The organism is Azospirillum tabaci (assembly GCF_014596085.1).
Lineage (GTDB): Bacteria > Pseudomonadota > Alphaproteobacteria > Azospirillales > Azospirillaceae > Azospirillum > Azospirillum tabaci.
On record NZ_JACCJY010000043.1, the window covers coordinates 1 to 24,209 of the forward strand.

Sequence of the window (24,209 nt, forward strand, 5' to 3'; positions counted from 1 at the left end):
CACAGGATGTCCGGCCGGCCGTCGCCGGAGAAGTCCTCCACCGCGGCGATCTGCCAGTCGGTCGAGCCGGGATCGCCGACCGCGCTGACCGCGGCCACGCTCGTGCCGTTCATCGTCCACAGCGACATGATGCCCTGGGAGGCGGAGCGCCACAGGATGTCGGTCTGGCCGTCGCCGGTGAAGTCCTGGGTGGCGGCCACTTGCCAGTCGGTCGAGCCGGGGTCGCCGACCGCGCTGACCGCCGCCACGCCGCCCTGGCCGTCCATCGTCCACAGCGACATGATGCCCGCCGCCTGCGAGCGCCACAGGATGTCCGCCTTGCCGTCGCCGGAGAAGTCCTGGAAGCCCGCCGGCTGCCAGTCCGCCGAGCCGGCGTCGCCCATGAAGGTCGCCGTCGCCTGCGCCCCGGTCATCGACCACAGCGTCAGCCCGCCCTGCGCGTTCTGCCACACCACATCCGCCCGGCCGTTCCCGTCGAAATCAAGGCGGGCGCCAGCGCCCGAGACGGGAACGCTCCGGTCGGCGAAGAGGAGGGTCTCGATGCCGGACAGCGTGTCGGTGCCTCCGGCCCCGACCGTGTCGGTGACGGTCACGATGCCGTCTTCACCGCGAACGATGGTGTAGCCGGCGTAGTTTCCCTGGAAGACCGCGGTGTCGCGTCCCTCCCCACCGACCAGCGTGTCGTCGCCGTCACCGCCGCCGAGCGTGTCGTCTCCGGTTCCGCCATCGAGGTGGTCGTTCGCCGTGCTCTTCGCGTTGATGAGACGGTCGTTTCCGGAGCCTGTCTTCAGCACCAGCCGCTCGATACCCTTCACCGCCACACCGTTGGACAGGGTGATCGCGCCGCCGGCCGGATCGTTGTCGAAGAGGATGGCCATGCTCTCCTTCGACCAGTCGATGGCGAAGGCATCGTTGCCGGAACCTCCGTCGAACACCAGATCCGCGCCGGAACCGCGCCCGATCAACAGGTCGTTGGTTGAGGCGCCGGAGATCGCCATACGTTCGATGCTGATGATCTCCGTGCTTCGTCCACCAAATCCCTGCTGAAGCTCGAACGTCTCCGCTTCGACGAGCGAGAAGATCGTTTCCGCGCTCGATGACCAAGTCGCCAGGACGAGGTCGCCATCGCGGTCCATGCGGTAGCGATAGTCCGCAGGCGTTACCCCCTCACCCTGGACCGCCGAAATCAGCAGAGTGTCGATGCCCAGACCGCCATCCACCCGGCCGTCGCCATAGCTGGCATAACCGGTGATCGTCATCTTCAGGAGATCGTTGCCGGAACCGCCCAGCAGCGTGTCCGCCCCCAGACCACCGTCGAGCGTGTCGTCCCCGGCGCCCCCATCGAAGTAATCGGCCCCGGTGGACTTGGTGTTGGTGAGCCGGTCATGTCCAGTGCCGGCTTTCAGCAGCAGACGCTCGACCCTTTGCACCGTCACGCCGTTCGACGCCGTGGCTCCCACACCGGTTGGATCGTTGTCGAAGAGGATGGCCGTGCTTTCCTTCGACCAGTCGATGGCGAGGGCGTCGGTGCCGGCACCGCCGTCGAACACCAGATCCGCCCCCGAACCGCGTCCGAGCAACAGGTCGTCGCCGCTTCCCCCGGATACGGCCATCCGCTCGATGCGCGTGATCTCCGTCTCTCCGCGCCACCCCTGATGGAGCGTGATGGTCGCCGTGTTGAGCACCGCGAAGATCGACCCGGCGTTCGACGACCAGATCGCGCTGTCGAAGTCGGCGGTGTCGAAACGGTAGTTCGCCGGCGAACCGTTGTCGTCCACGAGCGCCGAGATCAGCAGCGTGTCGGTGCCCGATCCACCATCGATGAACCCTGTGTAGTAATCGTCCTTGCTGATCGTGATCTTCAGCCGGTCGTTTCCAGAACCGCCCAGCAGCGTATCGCCCCCGGCACCTCCGTCGATCGTGTCGTTGCCCGCTCCACCGTCGATGTAATCATCCGTCTCGATCTTGTTGTTGGTGATCCTGTCATCGCCGGACCCCGTCTTGAGCAGCAGGCGCTCGACGCTCTTGACCGTCACACCGTTGGACAGCGTGACCGATGCAGCATAGGGATCGTTGTCGAAGAGGATGGGCGTGCTTTCCTTCGACCAGTCGATGGCGAGGGCGTCGGTGCCGGCACCGCCGTCGAACACCAGATCCGCGCCAGAACCGCGCCCGATCAGCAGGTCGTCGCCCCGGCCGCCGGACGTCGCCATGCGCTCAATGCTCGATATCTCGATGTGCCCCCCCGGATATCCGAGCTGGAGCATGACCGTCCCCGCCCCGACGTTCGAGAAGATCGATTGAGCGTCCGAGTCCATGCTCGCATGGATGTAGCCGAACTCGCTCTCGGTGTAATAGCTGTAGGAACTTGGCCATGTGAGCACGCCGTCGAAGGAAACCAGCAGCGTGTCAATGCCCGTTCCGCCATCGACGCGGGCGTTGCCGCGGCTGGGATTTTCTGAGGTCGTGATTTTCAGAACATCGTTCCCACCACCGCCCAGTAGCGTGTCCGCCCCCGTGCCGCCGTCGATCCAGTTCGCGTCTCCGCTTCCTTGGATGTAGTCATTGCCGGCTCCGCCATAGATGCTGTCCCGCCCGTAGAAGGACAGGATGCGGTCATTGCCGTCATACCCGAAGATGATGTTATCCTGGTCGTTGTCGAGTATGTAGTCGCTCTCGTTCAGGCCGTGGATCGTAATGGGATCGCTGCCCAAGGTCACCTTGTCCTTGGAGACGGTCCCCAATCCGCCAGAGGTCGCCGTCGGCGAATAATGGATGGTGTAGGACGTGGTCTGCGAACCGAGGTCGACCGTCCGGGTTTGATCGTACAGGTAAAGCGGCGAGGACGAGAGGCCGCCGTCCGGGTACTCCAGGTCCACCAGCGGGCCGCCGGCCGGGTTCCACTCGAAGCCGTAACCGAGGACATCTCCGGAAAAGGCCAGATCTCCAGCCTGCAGCGATAGAACAGCGCTGGCGACGATCCCTGTCTCGTTGCGCAGGCTTCCAGTCAGGGAGTAGGTCGCGGTGACCGTCAGGTCCCCTGATCCTTCGGTTGGCGTGGAGAAAATGAAGGTGTCCCCGAGTTGGCCCGTCCGGCGTTCGCCGTTGGAACAGACCATATCCACCAGGACCGCGGTTGGCGTGAAGCTGAAGCGCTGGGCCTGGCACAGCCGGGCCTGTGCCGCAGCGTCGAGGACCGTATAGTCGAGCGCCAGCGATCCCAGCGAGTTGCTCCAGGAATAGTCGCCCTCCAGAACGTCGGCGGGAATGCCGAAGAGCCGCTGCGCGATCTCGTCGATGTCAATGCCGAGCGTCATGAACGGTGCGCCGGTGCCGCTGCTTTGCACCGTCGTCAAACGGTTGGACGCGGACACCCCGGTCCTTGTCGTGGTCAGGGACGATGGAACGGAAACCGAGCCTTCGAGCGGCCCCAGTTCGCCGTTCAGAGTCGGGTTGCCGGCGGTGATGTCGACCAAGCGGACAGGATCGGTGCCGATCTGCGCCAGAGTGATGTCGTCGAAGGTGACCGGCGCGAACAGCGGCGGATCGTAGGCAATGCCCGTTATCGACGCCGAGACGTCGAAAAGGAAGTCCAGGGTCGCCCCGAAGGTCTCGCCACCCGGCCCGATGCTGGACAGGGCGGCATTGCTGATGGTCCAGCTGGAGGTGTCCACTGTGAACCAGTCGCCGCTGCGCACCTCGCCCGGCAGCGTGGCATCGACGGTGATTGGATAGGCGATGTTCACACTTCCCGTCTCAGCCCAGATGTGCCCGACGAGCCCGATCTCGGCATTCAAATTGAGAGTCGCCGACAAACCACCCCACGAATACGTCTCGACCGAGCTTTCCTTCCAGTAAAGGTCATCCCAAGTAACATCAAAAGAGACCGATGTGCCTTCCCCCCACATGTTCAGACTGTCAGCGGAGAACAGCAATTGGCTGGGGTTCGAGGACATGGGCAAGCTTCCATTATTGTAATTTTCAGAATGACCAGCCGGCATCAGCAAGAAGCAATTTGCCGGAGAATAAAGCAATAATTGCGATAGGCCGGCTGCCTCGTCTATGGGGTATTTACAATGATGAGGTGCGGCTGCCGCGGCAAACCGTCGCAGAGAACGCTTGCCTTTTTCATCCATGCTTCCATCGATCGCCTGGTCAAGACGGTCTCGAGCGCGGGTTTCGGCTGATCAAAGGGGTGCTCCGGTGGAAAAGCGGCGTTCATTGGTGGCTGAGCTCTGGACTTTGACTGAGGAGGTGGAGGGATTTCTCTGCCCGACGCACATTGGCGGGGCGTTTGCAAATCAGTCTTCGGGCCGCTTGCCCCGCTGCGAAACGGGACTCATCCAGTGACGAGGTGCTGGAAAGCGAGCGTCGGGAGTGGGCAAGTCAGCGGCCACCCAGAGCCAGCGGCCATCGGCTTGAGATGCGCGTGGCCGTTCCGGCGCCACAAAGCGACTCACTTGGTTGACGTCGGGGGCGCCACATCGAACCGTTTCGCCCCGAGCGGCAGGACTGCCCACCGTCCGGCGCCGCGATCAGCCGCTCACGCAGGTCTTGAGGGCAGGTCCAGGGGCAGGTCCAGGAAAGGAGATTGCCATACTGCCAGCGTTCCAGCTTGGGGTTGATGACTGCCGTCATGGACGGTTCCGGCAAAAAAAAGCCGCTGGACGAAAGTCCAGCGGCAGCAACGGAGGAAAAGGAGAGCTAAGGAGCAAAACGCGGCGCCCTGACGGGGGCGCCAGGACGCCGCGATTGCTGGACCAACAGGGAGGGAACCATCGTCCAGGTGCAAGCACGCTTCGAAACGTGCAACCAATCAACACGCGATCACTGCATTCAGGCACTGGCTCGCAAGGCATATTTCAATTGGGAAGCCTGCTCGATTGGCGTTGGTGCTCACGGTCGATCCACTTGGTCCGCTCGTCCAAGATCCGTGCCGAACCAAGGTTCACGACCGATTCCGAGTGCCGTGCCGCCCGAGCCCAAGCCTTGCCACTTGGTTCGACATCGACGACGCGCCGCTGGCGGCCTGATCACCCCATCCAACGCACATTCCTGGCCAAACCGCACTGGTCGCCATCACCGCTGCCAAACGAACTGACGATACCGACGTGGGCGCTGTTTGAACGCCCAACGCCGCGCGCCGTTGACCTGGTGATCGGCCGGCTGCTGCTGCGGACGCCCTCCCCGGAGGCGATGTTGGAGGCACTTCGGCTGCGGCTGGACGGCCCCTCCAGATCGTGACTGAGCGCGTGCCGGAGCCGCTCCGTTGGGGCAGCCCTGTTGCAAACCCATTGTTATGGTCCGCTTTCTGCTCCGGCCACCGGTCAGCGAAGCTCTGTGATGCGGCATCGGAAAGGGGTTCTGTCGTGCAGGGTATGCCCTTCGAGCCGCCGCACCGGGCCGCGGGCTCCCTGTTGACCCGATTGTCCTGCGCCAACCGGCATTTCCACGCATGCCGGCCGGTGCGATGGCGAACTTCCTTTTCATGACGGAGTGCGGCTGGAATGGCTCGCGTTACGGTCGAAGATTGTGTCCTCAACGTCCCGAACCGGTTCGATCTGGTGATGATGGCTGCCAACCGCGCCCGCCAGATCTCTTCCGGTGCGCCGCTGTCGCTGGACCGCGACAACGACAAAAATCCCGTCGTTGCGCTGCGCGAGATCGCCGAACAGACGGTGTCCCTGCCAGACCTGCGGGACGCGCTCATCAAAGGTCATCAAAAGCATGTCGAGTCCGACGAGCCCGAGGAAGAGATCGCGGACCTGATGGCTGGCGAGAATGACTGGGCCGGGCGAACCGACAATTCCTTTGCGGACGACGAAGCGATGGGAGACCGCGAGGAGGACCTGACCGAAGACGACGACATCCTGTCACAGATGGAAAGGAATCCGGAAGCGGCCTTCGGCTTGGTCGAAGACGACGTGGTCGGCATCGATGCCGATGGTGATGTCGGAGCTTGATGGCGCCGGCAGCGGCGATGCCGAACCGATCGAACCTCGAACCGACAATGGCCCGCCGTGAGCAGCGACAGGTTCTGGTCAAATGATGCTGACGCCGGGTGCATCGACAGCCAGAACGACACCACTCATCCGCCTGCCGAGACGGATGCCGCCCGCATACGTCAAGACCATCCGTGAAGCCAGGCAAAACCGGGGCGGCCGATACCAAGACGATCTGCGACGCGGCCATGCTGCCGACCATGCGCTGTGTGGCCGTCAAGACCTTGGGTCGGCAGGCCGCCCCGATGCCGCACAAGACATGCAACCAGATGGTGCGGCAGGGGCGTGATGATCTGCGGGACCCAGGTCGCCGTCGGCGGGAGAACCGCCAATGAGTTTCCCTCAAATCACGTTTTCCGAAATCCGGTTAAAAAAACAGGCCAAGCGAGGGAACTTCTTTTCGCGAGGCCCGGTTCCCGGACTGGGAAGTTCCTTTCAGGGGGTTCGTATCTTGAGACGATCGCCTCCTTCTTTCACTCTTTTCTTGCTTGTGGCGTTCGGTATGGCCGTTGTCGCCGTTCCGGCGCCGGGTCAGGAACCGGGCATGCCGGCCAGGGCCATCGCCGCTCCGGCAGCCTCGCCGCCCGATGACGGCAATTGGGTGATGGCCGCCAAGAACTACGCCAGCACCCGCTACAGCGAACTGGATGAGATCGACACGAACACCGTTCGTGACCTCCAGGTTTCCTTCACCTTCTCCACCGGAGTCGTGCGCGGGCATGAGGCAGCGCCGCTGGTGGTGAACGGCACCATGTATGTGGTGACCCCCTATCCCAACAAACTCTACGCTCTCGACCTCACCAAGCCCGGCGCGCCCACCAAATGGACGTTCGAGCCCAGACCGGCCGCCTCCGCGCAGGGAGTCGCCTGCTGCGATTACGTGAACCGCGGGCCAGCCTTCGCCGACGGCAGGATCTTCATCAACACGCTGGACGCCCAGACCATCGCCGTGGACGCGGAGACGGGCAGGGAGCTGTGGCGCACCAAACTTGGCGACATCAACAAGGGCGAGACCATGACCATGGCGCCCCTGGTGGTGAAAGGGAAGGTGCTGGTCGGCAACGCGGGCGGGGAGTTCGGGGTGCGCGGCTGGATCACGGCGCTCGATGCCGAAACGGGCAAAATCGTCTGGCGTGCCTACAACACCGGACCCGATACGGACGTGCTGATCGGGGACGACTACAAACCCTTCTACGACAAGGAAAAGGGCAAGGATCTCGGCGTCAGCACATGGCCGCCCAACGCCTGGGAGATCGGCGGCGGCACGGTCTGGGGCTGGATCAGCTACGACCCCGAACTCGACCTGATCTACCACGGCACCGGCAATCCCGGCCCCTGGAACCCGGAGCAGAGGCCCGGCGACAACAAATGGACCGGCGGCATCTTCGCCCGCAACCCCGACACGGGACAGGCCCGCTGGTTCTATCAGGCGGTGCCCCACGATCTGTACGACTACGACGGCATCAACGAGTTGATTTTGCTCGATATGCCCTGGCAGGGGCAGCCCCGCAAGGTGCTGATCCGGCCGGAGCGCAACGGCTATCTCTACGTCATCGACCGCAGCAGCGGGGAGGTGCTGGCCGCCGACCCCTATTTCCCGGCCAACAGCACCAAGGGCGTGGACCTGAAGACCGGCCTGATCGAATACAACGAGGAGAAGCATCCCCGCGTCGGCAAGGTGGTCCGCGACATCTGCCCAACCGCGCCGGGCGCCAAGGACTGGAACCCGTCCGCCTTCTCGCCGAAGACCGGGATCGTCTACATTCCGCACAACAACCTGTGCATGGATTGGGAAAGCGTGGAGGCGAATTATATCGCCGGCACGCCCTACGTCGGCGCCAACGTCAAGATGTACGCCGGTCCCGGCGGCAACCGCGGCACCTTCACCGCTTGGGACCCCGGCCAGCGCAGGAAGGTCTGGGAACTCAAGGAGGACCTGCCGCTGTGGTCCGGTGCGCTGGCGACGGCCGGCGACCTCGTCTTCTACGGAACCATGGACGGATGGTTCAAGGCGGTGAATGCCGGCAGCGGAGAGCTGCTGTGGCGGTTCAAAACCGGGTCCGGGATCATCGGCCAGCCGATCAGCTATCGCGGGCCGGACGGGCGGCAGTACATCGCGATCCTGTCGGGCGTGGGCGGCTGGGCCGGCGCCATCGTGGCCGGCGATCTCGACCCCCATGACGCCAGCGCCGCCAAGGGTTTCGTCAACGCCGTCTCCGACCTGCCGCAGCGGACCACCAAGGGAGGCATGCTCTATGTCTTCGCTCTCCCGCAACGCCGTTAGCCTCGCCCTGCTCGGCGTCCTGCTTCTCGCCGCCTGCGAGCGGGAGGAGCGCAGCTACCGTGGCGAGCCGGTGGGCGAGGTGAAGCCCGGCGCCATCGTGCAGGGCACGCTCTACGCCGGCGCTCCCAGCCCACCTCCTCCACAGAGGCGGGAATATGAGGGCAACGCCTACCACGTCTCCGAAGGCAAGCGCCTGTTCGAATGGTTCAACTGCTCGGGTTGCCACGCCCACGGCGGCGGCGACATCGGACCGCCGCTGATGGACGAGGTGTGGATTTACGGTGGGGAGCTGGAGAACATCGCCGCGACCATCGTCGAGGGGCGGCCCAACGGCATGCCGTCCTTCCGCAACAAGATCCCCGACCAGCAATTGTGGCAGATCGCCGCCTACGTCCGCTCCATGCAGCGCGAGGTCCGCAAGGACGTCGCGCCCGGCCGCGACGATCACATGGCCGTCACGCCGGGCGAGCAGAACCAGCCCGTGACCCCACCGAAGCCGGGCGGCGTAGCCTCGCCGTCGTCGGAAGGACGCGGGCCATGAGATGGCCGCCCGCTCCCTGGGGAAGAAAGGGGAGGGTCCTTCCCATCCTCGTCCTTGCCGCCTGCTCCGGCCCGCAGTCCATGCTGGACCCGGCGGGCGGGCAGGCCGCGCGGATCGGCGTGATGGGGTGGATTCTCCTTGCCGGCTGCGCCTTCGTCTATGCCGTTGTCCTGCTCTGGCTGTTGTGGGCGCTGGCGCGGCGGCACCGCTGGGTGGAACCGGGCGGGGTCCTGCCGCCTCAGGCCGGGGTCGAGCGGCGGCTGACCAACGGGTTGGTCGCCTGGGTCGTTGGCACGGTGCTGATCCTGTTCGCCTTCGTCGCGGCGAGCTACGCCGTGGACAAGAGTCTTACCCACCTCGCCAACCGGGAGGAGGTGGTCGTCGAGGTGGAGGGGAAGCAGTGGTGGTGGACCGTCCGCTACCCCGACGACGACCCCAGCCGCAGCATCACCACGGCCAACGAGATCCACCTGCCGGTCGGCGTGCCGGTGCGCGTCAAGCTGAAGGCGGCGGACGTCATCCACAGCCTGTGGATTCCGAACCTGCACGGCAAGATGGACCTGATTCCGGGCCGGGACAACGAACTGTTCCTGACCGCCGACCGCGAGGGGATCTTCCGCGGCCAGTGCGCGGAGTTCTGCGGGCTTCAGCACGCGCACATGGCGCTGGACGTGATCGTCCACTCCCGCGCGGCGTTCGACGCCTGGAAGGAGGCGCAGTTGGCGCCCGCTCCTGCCCCGGCGGACGAGGCGCTGGCGCGTGGGCAGGCCCTGTTCCTCACCTCCGCCTGCACGATGTGCCACGGCATCCGCGGCACGCCGGCCTCGGCCTCCGTAGCGCCGGACCTGACGCATCTGGCAAGCCGACGGAGCATCGCCGCGGGCGCCCTGCCGTACAACCGGGGCAACCTCGCCGGCTGGATCGCCGACCCGCAGCGCATCAAGCCCGGCAACCACATGCCGCTGGTGGGCGTGCCGCCATCGGACCTGCAGGCGCTCGTCGCCTACCTCGACAGCCTGAAGTGAAGGAGGGGCGTCATGGGTCCCAGGGATGGCGTCTCCTCCTCCGAACTCCGCGACGGCCCCTCCCTCGGTGAGGAGGACACCATGCGCCGGCTGGAGCGGACCTGGGGTACGCCGCCCGGGCTGTGGGGGTGGCTGACCACGGTGGACCACAAGCGGATCGGGCGGCGCTACATCGCCACCGGCTTCGTCTTCTTTCTGGTGGGCGGTGTCCTCGCCCTGCTGATGCGGCTGCAACTGGCGCAGCCGGAGAACACGCTGGTCGGGCCGGACCGCTACAACCAGCTCTTCTCCATGCACGGCACGACGATGATGTTCCTGTTCGCCGTGCCGATCATGGAGGCGATGGCGGTCTATCTCGTGCCGCTGATGGTGGGGACGCGCAACATCGCCTTTCCGCGGCTGAACGCCTTCAGCTACTGGGTCTACCTGTTCGGCGGGGTGATGATCGTCGTCGCCTTCCTGATGAACACGGGGCCGGAGACCGGCTGGTTCAGCTATGTGCCGCTGGCCGGCCCGGAATACTCGCCCGGCAAGCGCACCGACTTCTGGGCGCAGATGATCACCTTCACCGAAGTGGCGGCCCTGGCCGTCGCCGTGGAGATCATCGTCACCGTCTTCAAGATGCGCGCGCCGGGCATGGGCCTGAACCGCGTCCCGCTGTTCGTCTGGTCGATGCTGGTGACCTCCTTCATGGTCATCTTCGCCATGCCCGCGGTGATGCTGGCCAGCAGCTTCCTGATCATGGACCGGCTGGTCAGCACGCAATTCTTCAACCCGGCGGAAGGCGGCGACCCGCTGCTGTGGCAGCACCTGTTCTGGTTCTTCGGTCATCCGGAGGTCTACATCATCTTCTTGCCGGCGCTCGGCATGGTATCGAGCATCGTCGCCGCCATGGCGCGCCGGCCGGTGTTCGGGCACGTGCCCATGGTGCTGGCGCTCGTCGCCACCGCCTTTCTCGGCTTCGGGCTGTGGGTCCACCACATGTTCGCGACCGGCCTGCCGCACCTCGCCAGCGGCTATTTCACGGCGGCGAGCATGATGATCGCCATCCCCAGCGGCATCCAGATCTTCTGCTGGATCGCCACCCTGTGGGACGGCCGTCCGCAATGGACGGTGCCGCTGCTGTTCGTCGTGGGATTCGTCGTCATCTTCGTGCTGGGCGGCCTGACCGGCGTCATGCAGGCCTCCGTCCCCTTCGACCTCCAGGTGCACGACAGCTATTTCGTCGTGGCGCATTTCCATTACGTGCTGATCGGCGGGGCGGTCTTCCCGCTGTTCGGCGCCTTCTACTTCTGGTTTCCCAAGATCACCGGCCGGATGCTGGGGGAACGGTTGGGGCGCTGGAATTTCTGGCTGTTCTTCATCGGCTTCAACGTCGCCTTCTTCCCCATGCATCTGCTGGGCATGATGGGCATGCCGCGCCGCGTCTACACCTACCCGGCGGAGCTGGGCTGGGCGGACCTGAACCTGACGGCCACGCTCGGCGCGCTGCTGGTCGCGGCCAGCGTGGCGCTGTTCCTCGTCAACGTGCTGGTCAGCCTGCGCGCCGGCCGCATCGCCGGCCCGAACCCGTGGAACGCCGGCACGCTGGAGTGGGCGACCGCCTCGCCGCCGCCCAGCTACAACTTCGCCCACATACCCGTCGTGGAGGGGCTGGAGCCGCTGTGGGACAAGGCCGGACCGCTCGGCATGGTCCACGGCCTGCGGGTGGAGGAGCGCGAGGTGCTGCTGACCACCGTGCTGGACGCGCATCCCGACCTTCGGGAACCATCGCCGCGTTCGACCATCTGGCCGCTGCTGTCCGCCTTGGCGGTGACGGTGCTGTTCATCGGCTCGATCTTCACGCCATGGGCGCTGGTCTGGGGGGCGGTGCCGCTGGCGGTCGGGCTGGTCGGCTGGTTCTGGCCGAAGCGGCGCCACGTCCCTCCGGAACCGGTGGTGGAATCATGAGCGAGCGGCACTTCGTCCGGGACCTGTCCGACCTGCCCACCCACGGCCATGGGCCGAGCAACCTGACCTGGTGGGGCACGATGGGCTTCATGCTGATCGAAGGCTTCGCCTTCGTGCTCGCCGGCTTCACCTACCTCTACATCATGATGCAGTTTCGGCATTGGCCGCCGGGCATGCCCCCGCCGGACCTGACCTGGGGCACGCTGATGACCGCCGCCCTCCTGCTGAGTCTGGTCCCCAACGTCTGGGCCAAGCGGGTGGCCGAGGCGTCGGACCTGCGCGGCACGCGCCGCGCCGTGCTGGTGATGCTGGCGGTCGGTCTCGTCACACTGGGAATCCGCGGGTTCGAGTTCACGGTGCTGAACGCGCTGTGGGACAGCAACGCCTACGGCTCCATCCTCTGGACGATCCTGGGGCTGCACACCGTTCACCTGCTGACCGACGTGGGCGACACGGCGGTGCTGGCCGTCCTGATGTTCACCAGGCACGGCAAGGACCCCCGACGCATGGGCGACGTCACCGACAACGCCCTGTATTGGAACTTCGTGGTCGGCGCCTGGGTTCCCATCTACGCGCTGCTCTACCTCGTCCCACGGTTCGCGTGAGGAGATGCCATGCCGTCCGCCGAGCACAGCACACGGCGTTTCGGCATCTGGGCCGGGCTTGCCACCGGCCCGGTGGCCGCCTTCCTGCAACAGCAGGGGGGCAGCGCCCTCGTGCCCTGGACCTGCGCGCAGAGCAGCGGCTGGCCGGCGGTGGCGCTGGGACTGGCGTTGGCCGCGGCCACGGCGGTCGCCGGACTCGTCTCCTGGCGCGCCCGTCAGCCTGGGGAAGGGCGGGTCCGGAACCATGACCTCGGCAACCGCCGCTTCGTCGCGGGGCTCAGCGCCGGAACCGCCGCCTTCTTCATCCTGGTGATTCTGGCGCAGGCGCTCGCGGCCGTGTTCCTGACGGGATGCGAACGATGAGCGCGACCCTGTCCTTGCGTTCCGCCGCCGTGGTTTGCGCGCTGCTGGCGCTGAGCGCCGCCGGGATCGCCGCCTACGCCTATGAGGACCAGCGGCGGGAGCTGGAACGGCGTGCCGCTGACCTCACCGGCGGCTCCCCGTCCGAGGGGCGGGAGGCGGTGCTGCGCTACGGCTGCGGGTCGTGCCACAGCATACCGGGCGTGGAGCGGGCCAACGGCCTCGTCGGTCCGCCGCTCGGCGGCATCGCCAACCGGGTCTATGTGGCGGGCGTGCTTCAGAACACACCCGACAATCTGGTCCTGTGGCTCCGCGATCCCCAGGGCGTGGACCCGAAAACCGCCATGCCGTCCCTGGACGTGAGCGAGGACGACGCGCGGCACATCGCGGCCTTTCTCTACACCTTGAAGTGAGGGGGCTGGGGATGTTCCGGACGGTCCTCGCGCTGTGCCTGCTGATCGCGGAACCCGCCGGCGCCGGCCCCATCCAGGAACTGCGCGTCTGCGCCGACCCCAACAACCTTCCCTTCTCCAACGAGCGTCGTCAGGGGTTCGAGAACAGGATCGTGGAGCTTCTGGCGGCCGACCTCGGCGTTCCGGTCGCCTACACATGGTGGCCGCAGCGGCGCGGCTTCATTCGCAACACGCTGAAGGAGGGCCTGTGCGACCTCATTCCCGGTGTGCCGAGCGGGCTGGAAATGGTGGCCGCCACAGCCCCCTATTACCGCTCCGGCTATGTGTTCGTCGCGAAGGCGCAAGACGGGCCGGTCATCACCTCGTTCGACGACCCGCGCCTGCGGAGCCTGCGCATCGGCGTGCAGATGATCGGCGACGACTTCGCCAACACGCCGCCGGCGCACGCGCTGACGCGGCGGGGCATCGTCGACAACGTGCGCGGCTACATGGTTTACGGCGACTACGGCCGCGAGGACGGGGCGGCGGGCATCGTGGAGGCGGTGTCCACCGGGGCTGTGGACGTCGCCATCGTCTGGGGGCCGGTCGCTGGTTACTACGCCGGTCGTCAACCGGTTCCGCTGGCCCTCACCCCGGTCGCGCCGCCCGCCGATGGCCCGCTGTTTCCCATGGCCTTCGACATCTCCATGGGGCTGCGGCGTGGGAACCAAGCGTTCTATGACCTCGTCAGCAATGCGCTGAATCGGAACCGAACGGCCATCGACGCCATTCTCGCCGATTTCGGCGTGCCCCGCTTGGAGCGGCCTCGGGGCGGAGATTGAGGGCCTGAGCAGGGTGTCCGTTCGACACGGCTGTGGAGCGCACCGTTCCGGCGGCGTTCCACTGACCAAAGGCCATGGTGAAAGTTGCAGCGATCGGTTGTTAAAGCCAGAAACCATGCGGGACAGCAACGTGCCGACGCATCGACCTGCCATCGGACCCTTTGTCCTTGGGACATGCCGGCCAGAGGGCAGCCTAAGCGTTCGGATCGGGGGCCAGGGAACATGAGTCGAGATCTGCACGCCGGGGGAAGCGCACAGGGGAACACACGGCCGTCCACCCGGTATGACGATGAGTTGGAACAGGCGCTCACCGCGGCCGAGGATGCCCGCGAGGAAGCCATGCGCTTGGCTCGTGAGAGCGACCATCTCCAGGCGCTCCTGATCGACCGCGACCGCGAGGTGGCCCGATTGCGGGCGGAGGCTGAGCAGCGCGAGGCGATCTCCCGGACGCTTTTGAGTCAGTTCGAGAAGACGGTGCGCGAACGGCATTTCCGGGACGCCAGCACGGCCGAGGAGTTGCAGGTGGCCTTGGAGGAGTTGGAGGTCACCAACGCCGCCCTTGCCTATGCCAACGAGGAGCTTGAGAAGAAGATCGCCGAGAGAACCGCGGCCATCCGCGCGAGCGAGACCAAATACCGCCTGCTGTTCGAGGCGATGGACGAAGGCTTTCTGCTCGCCGATGTCCTCTTTGACGAGGGCGACCGGCCGGTCGACATCCGGTACTTGGAGGCGAACCCTTCCGCGACCCGCATGATGAGGCAGGACGTCGTCGGGCGGCGGCTTCGGGAAATCGATCCCTCCTTCGAGCCCCACTGGTACGAGGTCCTTGGCCTCGCCGCGCGCACCGGCAAGGCCACCCGTGCGGAGATGTATGCGAAGCCGTTGCGCGCTTGGTTCGACCTTTACGTCTTCAAGGTGGGCGGCGCCGACGACCGGCGTGTCGCCATGGTGTTCAAGGACGTCACCGAGCGCAAGCGGATCGAAGACGCGCTGATGCGGTTCAACGCCACCCTGGAAGAGCAGGTCGCCGAGCGCACCCGCGAGCGTGACCACTTGTGGGACCTCAGCGAAGACCTTCTCGTCTATGCTGATTACGATGGCCGCCTGCTGCGGATCAGCCCGTCCTGGTCGCGCCTGCTCGGCCTAGAGCATGCGGCGTTGCTCGCGCGCCCTTACAGCGAGATCATTCACCCGGATGATGCCGAGCTGGTGCGGGCGACGCTGGACGAACTTCGCGACAGCCGCCATCCCATGCGCCTGAAATACCGGATTCTTGCGGCGGACGGCTCTTGGCGCTGGATCGCCTGGGTCCTCTCGCCCGATCCGGACGGCCGCCATCTGCACGGCGTCGGCCGCGACATCACGGCCGAGGAGGCGGCCACGGCGGCGCTTCACACCGCCGAGGAGCAGCTTCATCAGGCGCAGAAGATGGAGGCGGTGGGCCAGTTGACCGGCGGTGTCGCCCATGACTTCAACAACCTGCTGATGGCGGTGCTCGGCAACCTCGATCTGCTGCGCAAGCACCTGCCCACCGACCCCAAGGCCGAACGGCTGATCAGTGGCGCCATGCAGGGGGCACAGCGCGGGGCGACGCTGACCCAGCGGCTTCTCGCCTTCGCCCGACGACAGGATCTGCAGACACAGCCGGTTGATATAGGTGCCCTTCTGGACGACATGAGGGATTTGCTGGAACGCTCGGTAGGTCCGCGCATCGTGGTTCGCCTGAGGGTGTCCGCCGCGCTGCCGCCGGCGCTGGTCGATCCGAACCAACTCGAGCTGGCGATCCTCAACTTGGCGGTCAACGCCCGCGACGCCATGCCGGACGGCGGCACGCTCACCCTCAACGTCACTGAAACAGCCGGAACCGCAACGGGCGGGCTCGCACCCGGCTCCTACCTGCTCCTCAGCGTTCAGGACAGCGGCATGGGCATGGACACGGACACGCTCGCGCGTGCCGTCGAGCCGTTCTTCTCGACCAAGGGCGTGGGCAAGGGCACGGGGCTCGGGCTTTCGATGGTGCATGGGTTGGCGGTGCAGTCCGGCGGGGCGTTTCGGCTGTCCAGCGCGCCCGGTCGGGGAACCCTCGCGGAGCTGTGGCTGCCGGTGGCCGCCACGCCGGCCGAAGCCGTGGAGCCGAGCACCGAACCGGCTGCGGAGTCGGCCGTGGAGTCGGCCTCCGCCACCATTCTCGTTGTCGATGACGACGCGTTGATCGCCATGAGCACCGTCGACATGCTCACCGATCTTGGTCACACCGTTCTCGAGGCGAACGCCGGCCCGCTGGCGCTCGATGTGCTGGGAGGAAAACAGGACATCGACCTGCTCATCACCGACTACGCAATGCCCGGTATGACGGGGGCCGAACTCGCGCGCGAAGCGCACAGGATCCGCCCCGACCTGCCGGTGCTGCTGGTGACGGGCTACGCGGATCTCCCCGACGGGGCCATCATCGATGTGCCGCGGCTCGCCAAGCCGTACACGCAGCAGCAACTCGCACTGGCCGTGGCCAAGCTGCTGGTGAGGTAGCGAAGGCCACGATGACGGCCGGTGTCTTGGTCAGTCAGTGATGCACAAGACACGTGGCGGGGCAGATCGAACTCGAAACAAGCGGCCACGGGAGGTGCGAGCAGCCGGAAGCCTTCCCGGACGCGATATGCCTTTTGAACCGGTGCATCTGCGCGTCGCTGACGTGTTGATTGATTGCACGCTTCACAACGTGCTTGTTCCTGAGTGAATGCTCCCGTCAGCCGTGCAGCGCGGCGCCCCGACAGGTCCGTCGGGGCGCCGCGATTGCATCTTCGCTTGGCCATCTCATACCTCCGCTCGTGCCGCTCAGCAAAACTGCGCGCGGTCCCAACCGCGAAAACCAAGCGTCTCGCCGGGCGCACCGGCCAAGCCGTGTCCGGCCCTCCGAAGCGCCCGCGAAACCACCCTGGGACGACAATCTGATTTCAACCGGGCGGCGTCATCCGCTCAAAGGCCGGACTTTTCCACCATCACCGCGAGTTGGGTGCGGTTGCGGACGCCCAGTCGTTGCATGATGCTGCGCAGATGCACCTTGATGGTGCCTTCCACAATGCCGAGCGAGCGGGCAATCTCCTTGTTTGACTGCCCTTGCAGCAGAAGCTGGAGAATCTCGCGCTGGCGGTCGGTCAGATCGTGCACGGAAGGCGCCGGTGCCGGCGAGGGCTCTTGGAAAAGCGTGTCAGGTTGAGGCGACAGAGCGCTTGGCAAGGGTGCATAGAGCCCTCCACCCATGATGATGGGCAGGGCGTGCTCGAACACCTCGGCGTCGGCGCCTTTGGGCACGAAACCTCGGGCCCCGGCGCGGATGCAGGAGACGACCAGGTTGTTGTCGAGGGTTCCCGAGACGACCACCAGGGGAACGCGGCCCAACCATCGGAGCATTTCCTTCAGACCCGCCAAACCCTCCGCATCGCTCAACTTGAGATCGTACAGGACGGCCGACAGATCACCAGCCGACCGCGCGCATCTCATCGCCTCGCTCAGGGAGCCGGCCTCGATCACCGTGGCGGTGGGGAACTGCACCTTGAGCGCGAGTTTCAGGCCATGCCGCATCAGAGCGTGGTCATCAACCACAAGAAAGCGTGGCGCCGATTCGTCAATATGTTGCGACCCGTCGGCCTTAATGTCCAAGGTCGACGGGACATCAAATTGCCTTTGCTGCATCGCTGTCGTTCCCGCTCTTTGCCTTATGGAATATGGTGACCGGTTGATGTCGCCACGCTCATGGGAGTCGAACATTCATGAAGGCGAATAGGCACCGGGCCAGCGGACGATTTTCGTGGTGCTGACAGGCGGTCTACGAAAATGCTGAAAAGCTTGCGGCTACCGCTGATGGTGACTGGCGAGCCGGTTTCGCGATGGGTGTGGTGAGGGAAGCCGCGCGGCATGTCGGCCGGTGTGCTATGACCCGCTTCGTCGCCGGCTCCCCCTGTCACCTGTTGTCGGGGTCACCTGTTATCAGCGTCACCTGTTGTCGGCCTTCAACTCGTCAGGGACGCTGAGGAGGCCCGGACCCTTATGCCATCGGTGGCAGTGGCGTTGCGTGAAGCGCATGGAGGCCGGCTCACAATCGCTCGTTTCAAGCCGCAGACAACAGCTCAGTTCTGCGCCGGCTCTCGGCAGGGTGGCCAAGAGCCGAGCGATCAATGCGGAAACATGGGCCTTTCCCACCTGTTGGAAGAGGGGCTTGGATTGCGCGGTGTGGTCGGATGTCGATCCGGTGGAGGGACCATGGAACGGCAGGCAAGCAATGCGAAGGCCAGTGCGCTGACGGGGCTGCGAATCCTGGTGGTGGAGGACCGTGGCCTCATCGCCGGCAAGATCGTGCGTGCGCTGGAGGCGGCCGGCTGCGTGCTCCTCGGTCCCGCCGCCACGCTGGAGGCGGGATTTGCTCTGCTGGCCGGCGCCGGCGATCGGCCGGACGCCGCGGTGCTCGACATCGATCTGCGTGGCGAACTCGTCTACCCGCTGGCCGAAGCGCTCCAGGCTCGCGGTGTGCCGCTGCTGTTCGTCACCGGCTTCGCCGCAAACGCGATCCCCGATCCCTGGAGGGCCGTACACCGCATCGACAAGCCATTCCGTGACACCGCGCTGCTCACCGGTCTCAGAGCCGCGCTCTCCGGCCGGCCGGTGCGGCCGGAGCCGGGGACCAGCACGCTGCCGTACAACGACACCTTCTCACGCGCCGTGGCAACGCTTCTCAAGACGCGCAACCTGATCGAGGAGAACCGCATCCTGCGGGAGCGCAGCGAATCCAAACGCGATTGAACCATCCCGGTCCGAGCATCGGTTGGCGGGTGGCAACTCGATGGTGCAGCGCACGCCTGCTCGCCCTCGGTGCGCTTGCCCCATGTGATGAACAGGCCCCCACCGGACGACGCCAAGGCGCCGTGTTTCAACGCGTTGGTCATCAACTCGTGCAGGTTCCGATGGCGTGTCGGATCGCAGCCTGGACGGTGGCCTGGTCGGCGGGGTGGATGTAGCGCTCCATCCAGTGCCCCGTGGGCTCGGCCGTGTCGGCGAGAAAGCCCCGGCCGTTGAACTGGCGCATCCGTGTCCAGTCCGGGCTCATCCGATAGACCACCTCCGAACTGGCCGTCATGAAGGCGTGGAACCGCGCCTCGCTGTCCTGCGACGCGGCCCCGGCGTGCACCGGGATGTCGGTTTCAACGGCGGTGTGGATCACGCCGAGGACCGTTCCACCGGCAGCGCGAACGGGGGTGCCGGTGAGTGTGGAGTGAGCCCGCTCCGGTTCGCCGGATCGGTCGACGATCAGCGGGCAGTGGTTGACGCGGGTCGACTGGCCGGCGAAGGCACGCTCCACAATTGGCTTGATTTCGCGCCAGACCTCGCTCCGGATCTCCGCAAACGAACGGCCCGTTGCGGCGACGGATCATCAAACCCCCGGCCGAGACGACATGATGTCAACGGATTTCCAGCGGGTTCGGTCGGGCCGACGGATGTCGAAGACCGGACTGGATCGGCTTGGCGGCCTGGCGCGAACCTGAACCAAGCTGGCTCAGCCGCCAAACTGTCCGGGAAACAAGGGCTGCCTCAGGGACCGCCTCAGCTGAGGGGATTTGCAATTAACGGTATTTAGATATCTTTCGGCAATGATCTCCCAGGGAAACTCATGCCGATAAGAGGTCCGGGTATGACGAAGCGGCCGAAATCCCTTGGCGCCATCCTCCGTTTGGGCATCGTCGGACTGTGCATCGTTCCCAGCGTCGTCGTTGGTCTCTACGCGAGCGGCTCCGTCGGGGAGCGTGTCCGTACGGAAGCGGGCAAGCATCTGCTGGACGTCAGCACCCGGATCGCTGGCATGCTCGACCTGGGCATGCACGAACGCTGGCGCGACATGACGCTGGTCGCGTCGATGATCAATGCGCAGGGCTCTCTGGATCAGACGGATGATCTGCGCAACCAGCTCGACACGCTGAAGCGGAACGTGCCCATCTACGCCTGGATCGGCGCCGCGGAAACCGGTGGTCGGGTGGTGGTGAGCTCGCAACGGCTGCTTGAGGGCGTCGACGTGTCGGCCCGGCCCTGGTTCCGTGCCGGCACGCAGGCGCCCTTCGCCGGGGATCTGCACGAAGCGCTTCTGCTGGCCCAGAAGCTGCCGCCGGCGCCCAACGGCGAGCCGTTGCGCTTCGTCGACATCGCCATGCCGCTGACGCGCAAGGACGGGATGCCGCTCGGCGTCCTGGGCGCGCATCTCAGTTGGGCCTGGGCCAACGAGGTTGCCGAATCCGTTCTGCACCGCGGCAGCGATGACAAGCCGGGTATGGACGCCTTCGTGCTGAGCCGCGAGGGCGTCGTTCTGATGGGACCAAAAGACCTGCAAGGCCAGAAGCTCGACCTCGCCAGCGTGCGCGCCGGCGTGCAGGGGGTCACCAAGACCGTCCAGGAAATCTGGCCGGACGGAAAAAGCTACTTCACCGCCGTGGCTCCGACCCGCGGTGAAGGCGAGTACCGCGGCCTGGGCTGGGTGGTTCTGGTCCGCCACGACGCCGATGCCGCTCTCGCCGACGTCTCCGCGCTCCAGCACCGCATCCTGTTCGCGAGCCTCGTCATGGCTGTCCTCGCCCTCGTGGCCGGCTGGGTGTGGGCCGGGCGCCTGTCACGTCCGCTGCGGGTGCTGGCGGAAGCCGCCCAGCGCCTCAGCCAAGGTGACCTCGCGACGCCGGTCCCACCCACGCGGGCCTTCGCGGAGGCGACGAGCCTGTCGACCAGCCTCGTCCAGCTCTCCATGGCGCTCGATTTGACGCTCGCCGCCCGGCGGCCGGACGCGCCGGCCGCCCCCGCAAGTGCGGAACCGGTCAGCGCGTCGCGCGAGCCCGCAGCCCCGTGAGGATTTTTTCCAGGCTGATCGACCGGGCGCCGCCGCTGTAGCGTCCGGAATAGAGCTTGCGGACCAGGCGGTCGCGGACTTGTGCATCCTCGATGAAGCGCAGGGTGAAAGCGCCGTCCGCCTGTCCCACCAGCACGGCCTGCACCGGCCCAACCCCTTCGATGTGGACAAGGACCGGAGCCCCCGGCACCGCATCGATCACCCCCCACATCCGCAACCCGCCAAGCGAAATGTCCAGAACCCGCATACGGCGCGTCCGGCCGGGGGTCTCCTGGCCGACCAGTTCGATGTCGGCCTGCTCGTCGGTCCAGAACCGTTCGTCCTGCCGGTAGCGGGGCAACTCGATGCAGACGGCCATCGCCAGGGCCAGGGCCGCCAGATTGTAGAAGCTCCAGAACAGGACGATGACCTTGCCGTCGCCGGCACCGCCCTGGGGGGCGTAGTCGGCCAGACCGGCGTAGATCATGCCCCCCGCGGTCGCCGCGGCCAGAAGCCCGAACCGGCGCATCATGCCCCATTGGACGGTCACCCGGTCGCGCTGCCCACCCTTGGCCGTGACCTTGAACTTGTGCCCCTTCGGCTTGACGAGACCCACCGCCACCGCCTGGATGATCTCGAACATCGTCAGCATCTGGCTGACGTCATGCAGCAGCGGGATGATCTGGCCGCGGGTGGTCCAGTTCAGGGCGATCATCGCGGCCAGGAAGTACGGCACGAAATAGGTGATGACGTCCGGTGCGGTGGCGTTCACGATGCTGATCCCGAACCACCAGTACAGGATCGGCGCGAACAGGCAGGCAAAGCGGAACGGGAAGGTGATTCCCCAATAGAGGAAGGAGTCGATCAGTCCCACCCGGTCCATCAGACTGAGGGGATTCTTCGAGAAAGGGCCGGATGGGCCTCGGAAGATCTGGATCATGCCCAGGCACCAGCGGCCGCGCTGGGTGACGTACTCCTTCAGCCCTTCCGGCGCCAGCCCGTCGCTCAACCGTTCGTTGAGGTACACGGTGCGCCAGCCGCGTTCCTTCAAGCGGATGGTGACGAGGAAATCTTCTGTCACGCTGTCGGTCGGAAAGCCGCCGATGGCCTGCAGCCCTTCCCAGCGCATCATGGACGAGGTGCCGCAGCAGAAGGGGATGCCCCAGGCGTCGCGGGACGCCAGCAGATGGTCGAAGAAAAAGCGCTGCTCGTCCGGGTAGGCGCGTCCGATCCGCAGGTTCGACTGGATCGGATCGGGGTTGAAGAAATGCTGTGGCGTCTGCACCAGACCGACCGATGGGTCATGGAACAGCGCCAGGGCGCGGGTGACGAAGTTGGAGTGCGGCACGAAGTCGGCGTCGAGAACGACGATGAAGTCCGGCTGCCGGGGGAGCGTCGCCAGATGCTTCAGCGCGTGGTTGATGTTGCCGGCCTTGGCGTGGCTGTTGTCCGGCCGTTGCAGGTAATGGCAGCCCTTGCGCGCGCAGAGATCGCGCAGCCAGTCCCGCTTGCCGTCGTCCAGCACCCACACCCGCAGGCTCGGATGCTCGATGCCCAGAGCACCGCCGATGGTGCGGGCCAGGATCGCCTCTTCCTCGTTGTAGGTGGTGATCAGCACGTCCACCTGAGGCGGGTCATTCGGCCGCCACCAGCCGGCGTGCCGGTCGGCCTCGCCGCTGCGGTTCTTGACCCGGGACATCAGCGCGAAGGCCAAGGTCGAGCTGACCGTGGTCGCCGCCTCCAGCAGGGCGAAGGACCAGGCGCCGATCGCCTCGGCAGTGAACGCCAGGGGCGGAATCGATTCGGCGAAGCGCCAGGCGATGTAGCGCCACCCCAGCACGATGCAGAGGGTGAACAGCACGACCCTCACCCGGCTGTCGTCCGGCCGGCAGAAGGGCAGGATCGCAAGCGCCGCGCCGCAGACCAGAAGGGCCGGCGCGAAGCTCGCCTCGAAGGGCGAGAGCACCATCAGGCGAGTCCCAGCCAGGAACCGACGGTGCGCAGGAGATCGCGCGGCGTGCCGGAGAAGACGACCTTGCCCGTCCGGCCGACGGCGCAGCCGGCCTCCGCGTCCTTCAGCAGGTCCGGGATCGCCAGCGCCACGTCGAAGCGCTTCAGATGGTCCGCGCCCGGCGCGATGGCGAGGTTGTTGTAGACCGTCGCGGCGCCCGAGCCGGCCAGACGCAGCACCTGTCCGCTGAAGACCCGGTTGGTGCCGGACAACCGGAACTGCGCCGGATCGCCGACCTTCAGACGGTTGTAGTCGCTCTCCGCGACGCTGGCGGTGACGATGACCGTGGAGCAGTCGAGCAGACGCAGCAGGTCCTGCCCCTTGCGCGCGTGCTCGTCGTTGCCCAGGGGGGCTTCCCACACCAGCCCGTCCACCGGAGAGGTCAGGAAGGCGTCGCGGAGCTTCGCCACCCGCTGGCGCTCGAGCGCGATCAGCTCCCGTATCTTCGTCAGGCGCTGGGTGCGTTCCTGAAGCTCGGCGGACAATTCGCCGAGACGCAGATCCAGTTCCTGGGACCGTTGGCTGGAGTAGGGGGTGTCGTTGTAGGAGTCGCCGAGGAACGTGCCGTTGGAAGCCGCCTCCAACTCGGTGCGCAGAACATCCAGGCGGGCCGTCGCCGCGCGGATGTTCAAGCTGTTCACCTCATGCGCGGCCTGGGCCTTGTCCAGCATCGCCACCGACTGAACCCCGTTGACCCTCAACTCCTCCGCGCGCTTCAGGGCGGCGGTGGATTCGGTCGACTGCGCCTTGGCGCTGGACAGCAGGGCCTGCTGTTCGTCGATCCGGGCCTTCAGCTGACGGATGCGCCCGTCGCGATACGCTTCGGTGCGCTCGCGCAGCGTGGCCGCGCTCGTCGTCATGCTGGCAATCTGTGCCTGGATGCGCCCGATGTCGGTATCGAGCGCGCCGGCCACACGTTCCAGATCGAACAGGCGGGCGTCGTCGGCGCGGATGTCCGTCAGGTTGCCGAGAGTCTGTCCGCGCTGGACCCGTTCGCCGATGGCGCGCGGTTGCAGAGAAAGCTGGCCATCGATGGGCGCGCGCACTACGGCGACCCGTGCGTTGACGACCGCATCGGCACTGACGACCGCAACGCCTTCCGCAAGGACGATATAGCCGGCCACCCCGGTGACCACGAGGCCGGCGGCGAGCTTGAAGAGTTTGCGCATGACGGGAGCTGCCCTTAAGGCAATTAAAAGCACCCGAGACTTGTCGCATGGAAGTTGCTAAAATTCTGTTATCGGCCAGGATCCCTCCTGGATATTGCATCCCTGCAATGATCCGTTGAGAGTATGTTGTTGTAATCAATAGAGCGTTTTCTGCAGCCAAGCAGTCGGCGAC

General features: G+C 65.9%; 17 protein-coding genes. 12 read left to right on the forward strand and 5 right to left on the reverse strand.

Translation table 11 applies throughout. The annotated features are described in order from the left end of the window. On the reverse strand, positions 1-3,956 hold a 3,956-nt coding region (locus tag H0B54_RS26965; RefSeq protein WP_188262889.1), incomplete at its 3' end, for an FG-GAP-like repeat-containing protein. Between the two features lie 1,551 nt (positions 3,957-5,507). On the opposite strand from H0B54_RS26965, the gene rpoZ reads away from it, so the two are divergent. The 10 genes from rpoZ to H0B54_RS27015 all read left to right on the forward strand — a co-directional run bounded on the left by rpoZ (position 5,508) and on the right by H0B54_RS27015 (position 16,527). After that, positions 5,508-5,963 carry a DNA-directed RNA polymerase subunit omega gene (gene rpoZ, locus H0B54_RS26970; protein ID WP_188262890.1) on the forward strand — a complete coding sequence of 152 codons (456 nt, stop codon included), beginning with the start codon at positions 5,508-5,510 and terminating at the stop codon, positions 5,961-5,963. A gap of 583 nt (positions 5,964-6,546) precedes the next feature. Beyond that, positions 6,547-8,286 carry a methanol/ethanol family PQQ-dependent dehydrogenase gene (locus H0B54_RS26975; RefSeq protein WP_246472865.1) on the forward strand — a complete coding sequence of 580 codons (1,740 nt, stop codon included), beginning with the start codon at positions 6,547-6,549 and terminating at the stop codon, positions 8,284-8,286. Beyond that, positions 8,258-8,827 carry a c-type cytochrome gene (locus H0B54_RS26980; protein ID WP_188262892.1) on the forward strand — a complete coding sequence of 190 codons (570 nt, stop codon included), beginning with the start codon at positions 8,258-8,260 and terminating at the stop codon, positions 8,825-8,827. Before H0B54_RS26975 ends, H0B54_RS26980 begins: the two co-directional genes overlap by 29 nt. Then, on the forward strand, positions 8,824-9,852 hold the full coding sequence (coxB, locus tag H0B54_RS26985; protein ID WP_188262893.1) for a cytochrome c oxidase subunit II: 1,029 nt from the start codon (positions 8,824-8,826) through the stop codon (positions 9,850-9,852). The genes H0B54_RS26980 and coxB overlap by 4 nt, the downstream gene beginning before the upstream one ends. A 12-nt stretch (positions 9,853-9,864) precedes the next feature. Next, positions 9,865-11,802: a cytochrome c oxidase subunit I gene (gene ctaD, locus H0B54_RS26990; protein ID WP_188262894.1), complete on the forward strand. Its 1,938-nt coding sequence runs from the start codon at positions 9,865-9,867 to the stop codon at positions 11,800-11,802. Next, positions 11,799-12,407, forward strand: coding sequence for a cytochrome c oxidase subunit 3 (locus tag H0B54_RS26995; protein ID WP_188262895.1), 609 nt, complete (start codon positions 11,799-11,801; stop codon positions 12,405-12,407). Before ctaD ends, H0B54_RS26995 begins: the two co-directional genes overlap by 4 nt. Positions 12,408-12,416: 9 nt before the next feature. Beyond that, positions 12,417-12,770: a hypothetical protein gene (locus H0B54_RS27000; RefSeq protein ID WP_188262896.1), complete on the forward strand. Its 354-nt coding sequence runs from the start codon at positions 12,417-12,419 to the stop codon at positions 12,768-12,770. Next, positions 12,767-13,180: a c-type cytochrome gene (locus tag H0B54_RS27005; RefSeq protein WP_188262897.1), complete on the forward strand. Its 414-nt coding sequence runs from the start codon at positions 12,767-12,769 to the stop codon at positions 13,178-13,180. The genes H0B54_RS27000 and H0B54_RS27005 overlap by 4 nt, the downstream gene beginning before the upstream one ends. Before the next feature lie 11 nt (positions 13,181-13,191). After that, positions 13,192-14,001: a substrate-binding domain-containing protein gene (locus tag H0B54_RS27010; RefSeq protein WP_188262898.1), complete on the forward strand. Its 810-nt coding sequence runs from the start codon at positions 13,192-13,194 to the stop codon at positions 13,999-14,001. 222 nt (positions 14,002-14,223) lie between these two features. Next, positions 14,224-16,527, forward strand: coding sequence for a hybrid sensor histidine kinase/response regulator (locus tag H0B54_RS27015; RefSeq protein WP_211109587.1), 2,304 nt, complete (start codon positions 14,224-14,226; stop codon positions 16,525-16,527). Positions 16,528-16,974: 447 nt separating this feature from the next. Here the strand turns inward: H0B54_RS27015 and H0B54_RS27020 are convergent, their stop codons facing one another. Further along, positions 16,975-17,691 carry a LuxR C-terminal-related transcriptional regulator gene (locus tag H0B54_RS27020; protein WP_188262899.1) on the reverse strand — a complete coding sequence of 239 codons (717 nt, stop codon included), beginning with the start codon at positions 17,689-17,691 and terminating at the stop codon, positions 16,975-16,977. 567 nt (positions 17,692-18,258) lie between these two features. On the opposite strand from H0B54_RS27020, the gene H0B54_RS27025 reads away from it, so the two are divergent. Then, positions 18,259-18,795 (forward strand): response regulator, encoded by a 537-nt coding sequence (locus tag H0B54_RS27025; protein WP_188262900.1) that lies wholly within the window; start codon positions 18,259-18,261, stop codon positions 18,793-18,795. Positions 18,796-18,937: 142 nt separating this feature from the next. On the opposite strand, the gene H0B54_RS27030 is transcribed toward H0B54_RS27025, so the two are convergent. Continuing rightward, the gene (locus H0B54_RS27030; RefSeq protein WP_188262901.1) at positions 18,938-19,213 is read right to left on the reverse strand and encodes a hypothetical protein; all 276 of its coding nucleotides are present in this window, start codon (positions 19,211-19,213) and stop codon (positions 18,938-18,940) included. Positions 19,214-19,681: 468 nt separating this feature from the next. Here H0B54_RS27030 and H0B54_RS27035 point away from each other — a divergent pair, with 468 nt between their 5' ends. Then, a complete protein-coding gene (locus tag H0B54_RS27035; RefSeq protein WP_246472868.1) occupies positions 19,682-20,878 on the forward strand; it encodes a cache domain-containing protein in 1,197 nt (398 codons plus the stop codon). On the opposite strand, the gene H0B54_RS27040 is transcribed toward H0B54_RS27035, so the two are convergent. Next, complete coding sequence (locus H0B54_RS27040) at positions 20,847-22,826, reverse strand: glycosyltransferase family 2 protein (protein ID WP_188262902.1); 1,980 nt, start codon at positions 22,824-22,826, stop codon at positions 20,847-20,849. The genes H0B54_RS27035 and H0B54_RS27040 overlap by 32 nt on opposite strands. Continuing rightward, positions 22,826-24,037 carry an HlyD family secretion protein gene (locus H0B54_RS27045; protein ID WP_188262903.1) on the reverse strand — a complete coding sequence of 404 codons (1,212 nt, stop codon included), beginning with the start codon at positions 24,035-24,037 and terminating at the stop codon, positions 22,826-22,828. The genes H0B54_RS27040 and H0B54_RS27045 overlap by 1 nt, the downstream gene beginning before the upstream one ends. Between the last annotated feature and the right edge of the window lie 172 nt (positions 24,038-24,209).

Bases quoted from the DNA above. Each gene is read 5' to 3' on its own strand.
- rpoZ (WP_188262890.1), top strand. From the start codon at position 5,508: ATGGCTCGCGTTACGGTCGAAGATTGTGTCCTCAACGTCCCGAACCGG.
- H0B54_RS26975 (WP_246472865.1), top strand. From the start codon at position 6,547: ATGCCGGCCAGGGCCATCGCCGCTCCGGCAGCCTCGCCGCCCGATGAC.
- H0B54_RS26980 (WP_188262892.1), top strand. From the start codon at position 8,258: ATGTCTTCGCTCTCCCGCAACGCCGTTAGCCTCGCCCTGCTCGGCGTC.
- coxB (WP_188262893.1), top strand. From the start codon at position 8,824: ATGAGATGGCCGCCCGCTCCCTGGGGAAGAAAGGGGAGGGTCCTTCCC.
- ctaD (WP_188262894.1), top strand. From the start codon at position 9,865: ATGGGTCCCAGGGATGGCGTCTCCTCCTCCGAACTCCGCGACGGCCCC.
- H0B54_RS26995 (WP_188262895.1), top strand. From the start codon at position 11,799: ATGAGCGAGCGGCACTTCGTCCGGGACCTGTCCGACCTGCCCACCCAC.
- H0B54_RS27000 (WP_188262896.1), top strand. From the start codon at position 12,417: ATGCCGTCCGCCGAGCACAGCACACGGCGTTTCGGCATCTGGGCCGGG.
- H0B54_RS27005 (WP_188262897.1), top strand. From the start codon at position 12,767: ATGAGCGCGACCCTGTCCTTGCGTTCCGCCGCCGTGGTTTGCGCGCTG.
- H0B54_RS27010 (WP_188262898.1), top strand. From the start codon at position 13,192: ATGTTCCGGACGGTCCTCGCGCTGTGCCTGCTGATCGCGGAACCCGCC.
- H0B54_RS27015 (WP_211109587.1), top strand. From the start codon at position 14,224: ATGAGTCGAGATCTGCACGCCGGGGGAAGCGCACAGGGGAACACACGG.
- H0B54_RS27020 (WP_188262899.1), bottom strand. From the start codon at position 17,691: ATGCAGCAAAGGCAATTTGATGTCCCGTCGACCTTGGACATTAAGGCC.
- H0B54_RS27025 (WP_188262900.1), top strand. From the start codon at position 18,259: ATGGAACGGCAGGCAAGCAATGCGAAGGCCAGTGCGCTGACGGGGCTG.
- H0B54_RS27035 (WP_246472868.1), top strand. From the start codon at position 19,682: ATGACGAAGCGGCCGAAATCCCTTGGCGCCATCCTCCGTTTGGGCATC.
- H0B54_RS27040 (WP_188262902.1), bottom strand. From the start codon at position 22,826: ATGGTGCTCTCGCCCTTCGAGGCGAGCTTCGCGCCGGCCCTTCTGGTC.
- H0B54_RS27045 (WP_188262903.1), bottom strand. From the start codon at position 24,037: ATGCGCAAACTCTTCAAGCTCGCCGCCGGCCTCGTGGTCACCGGGGTG.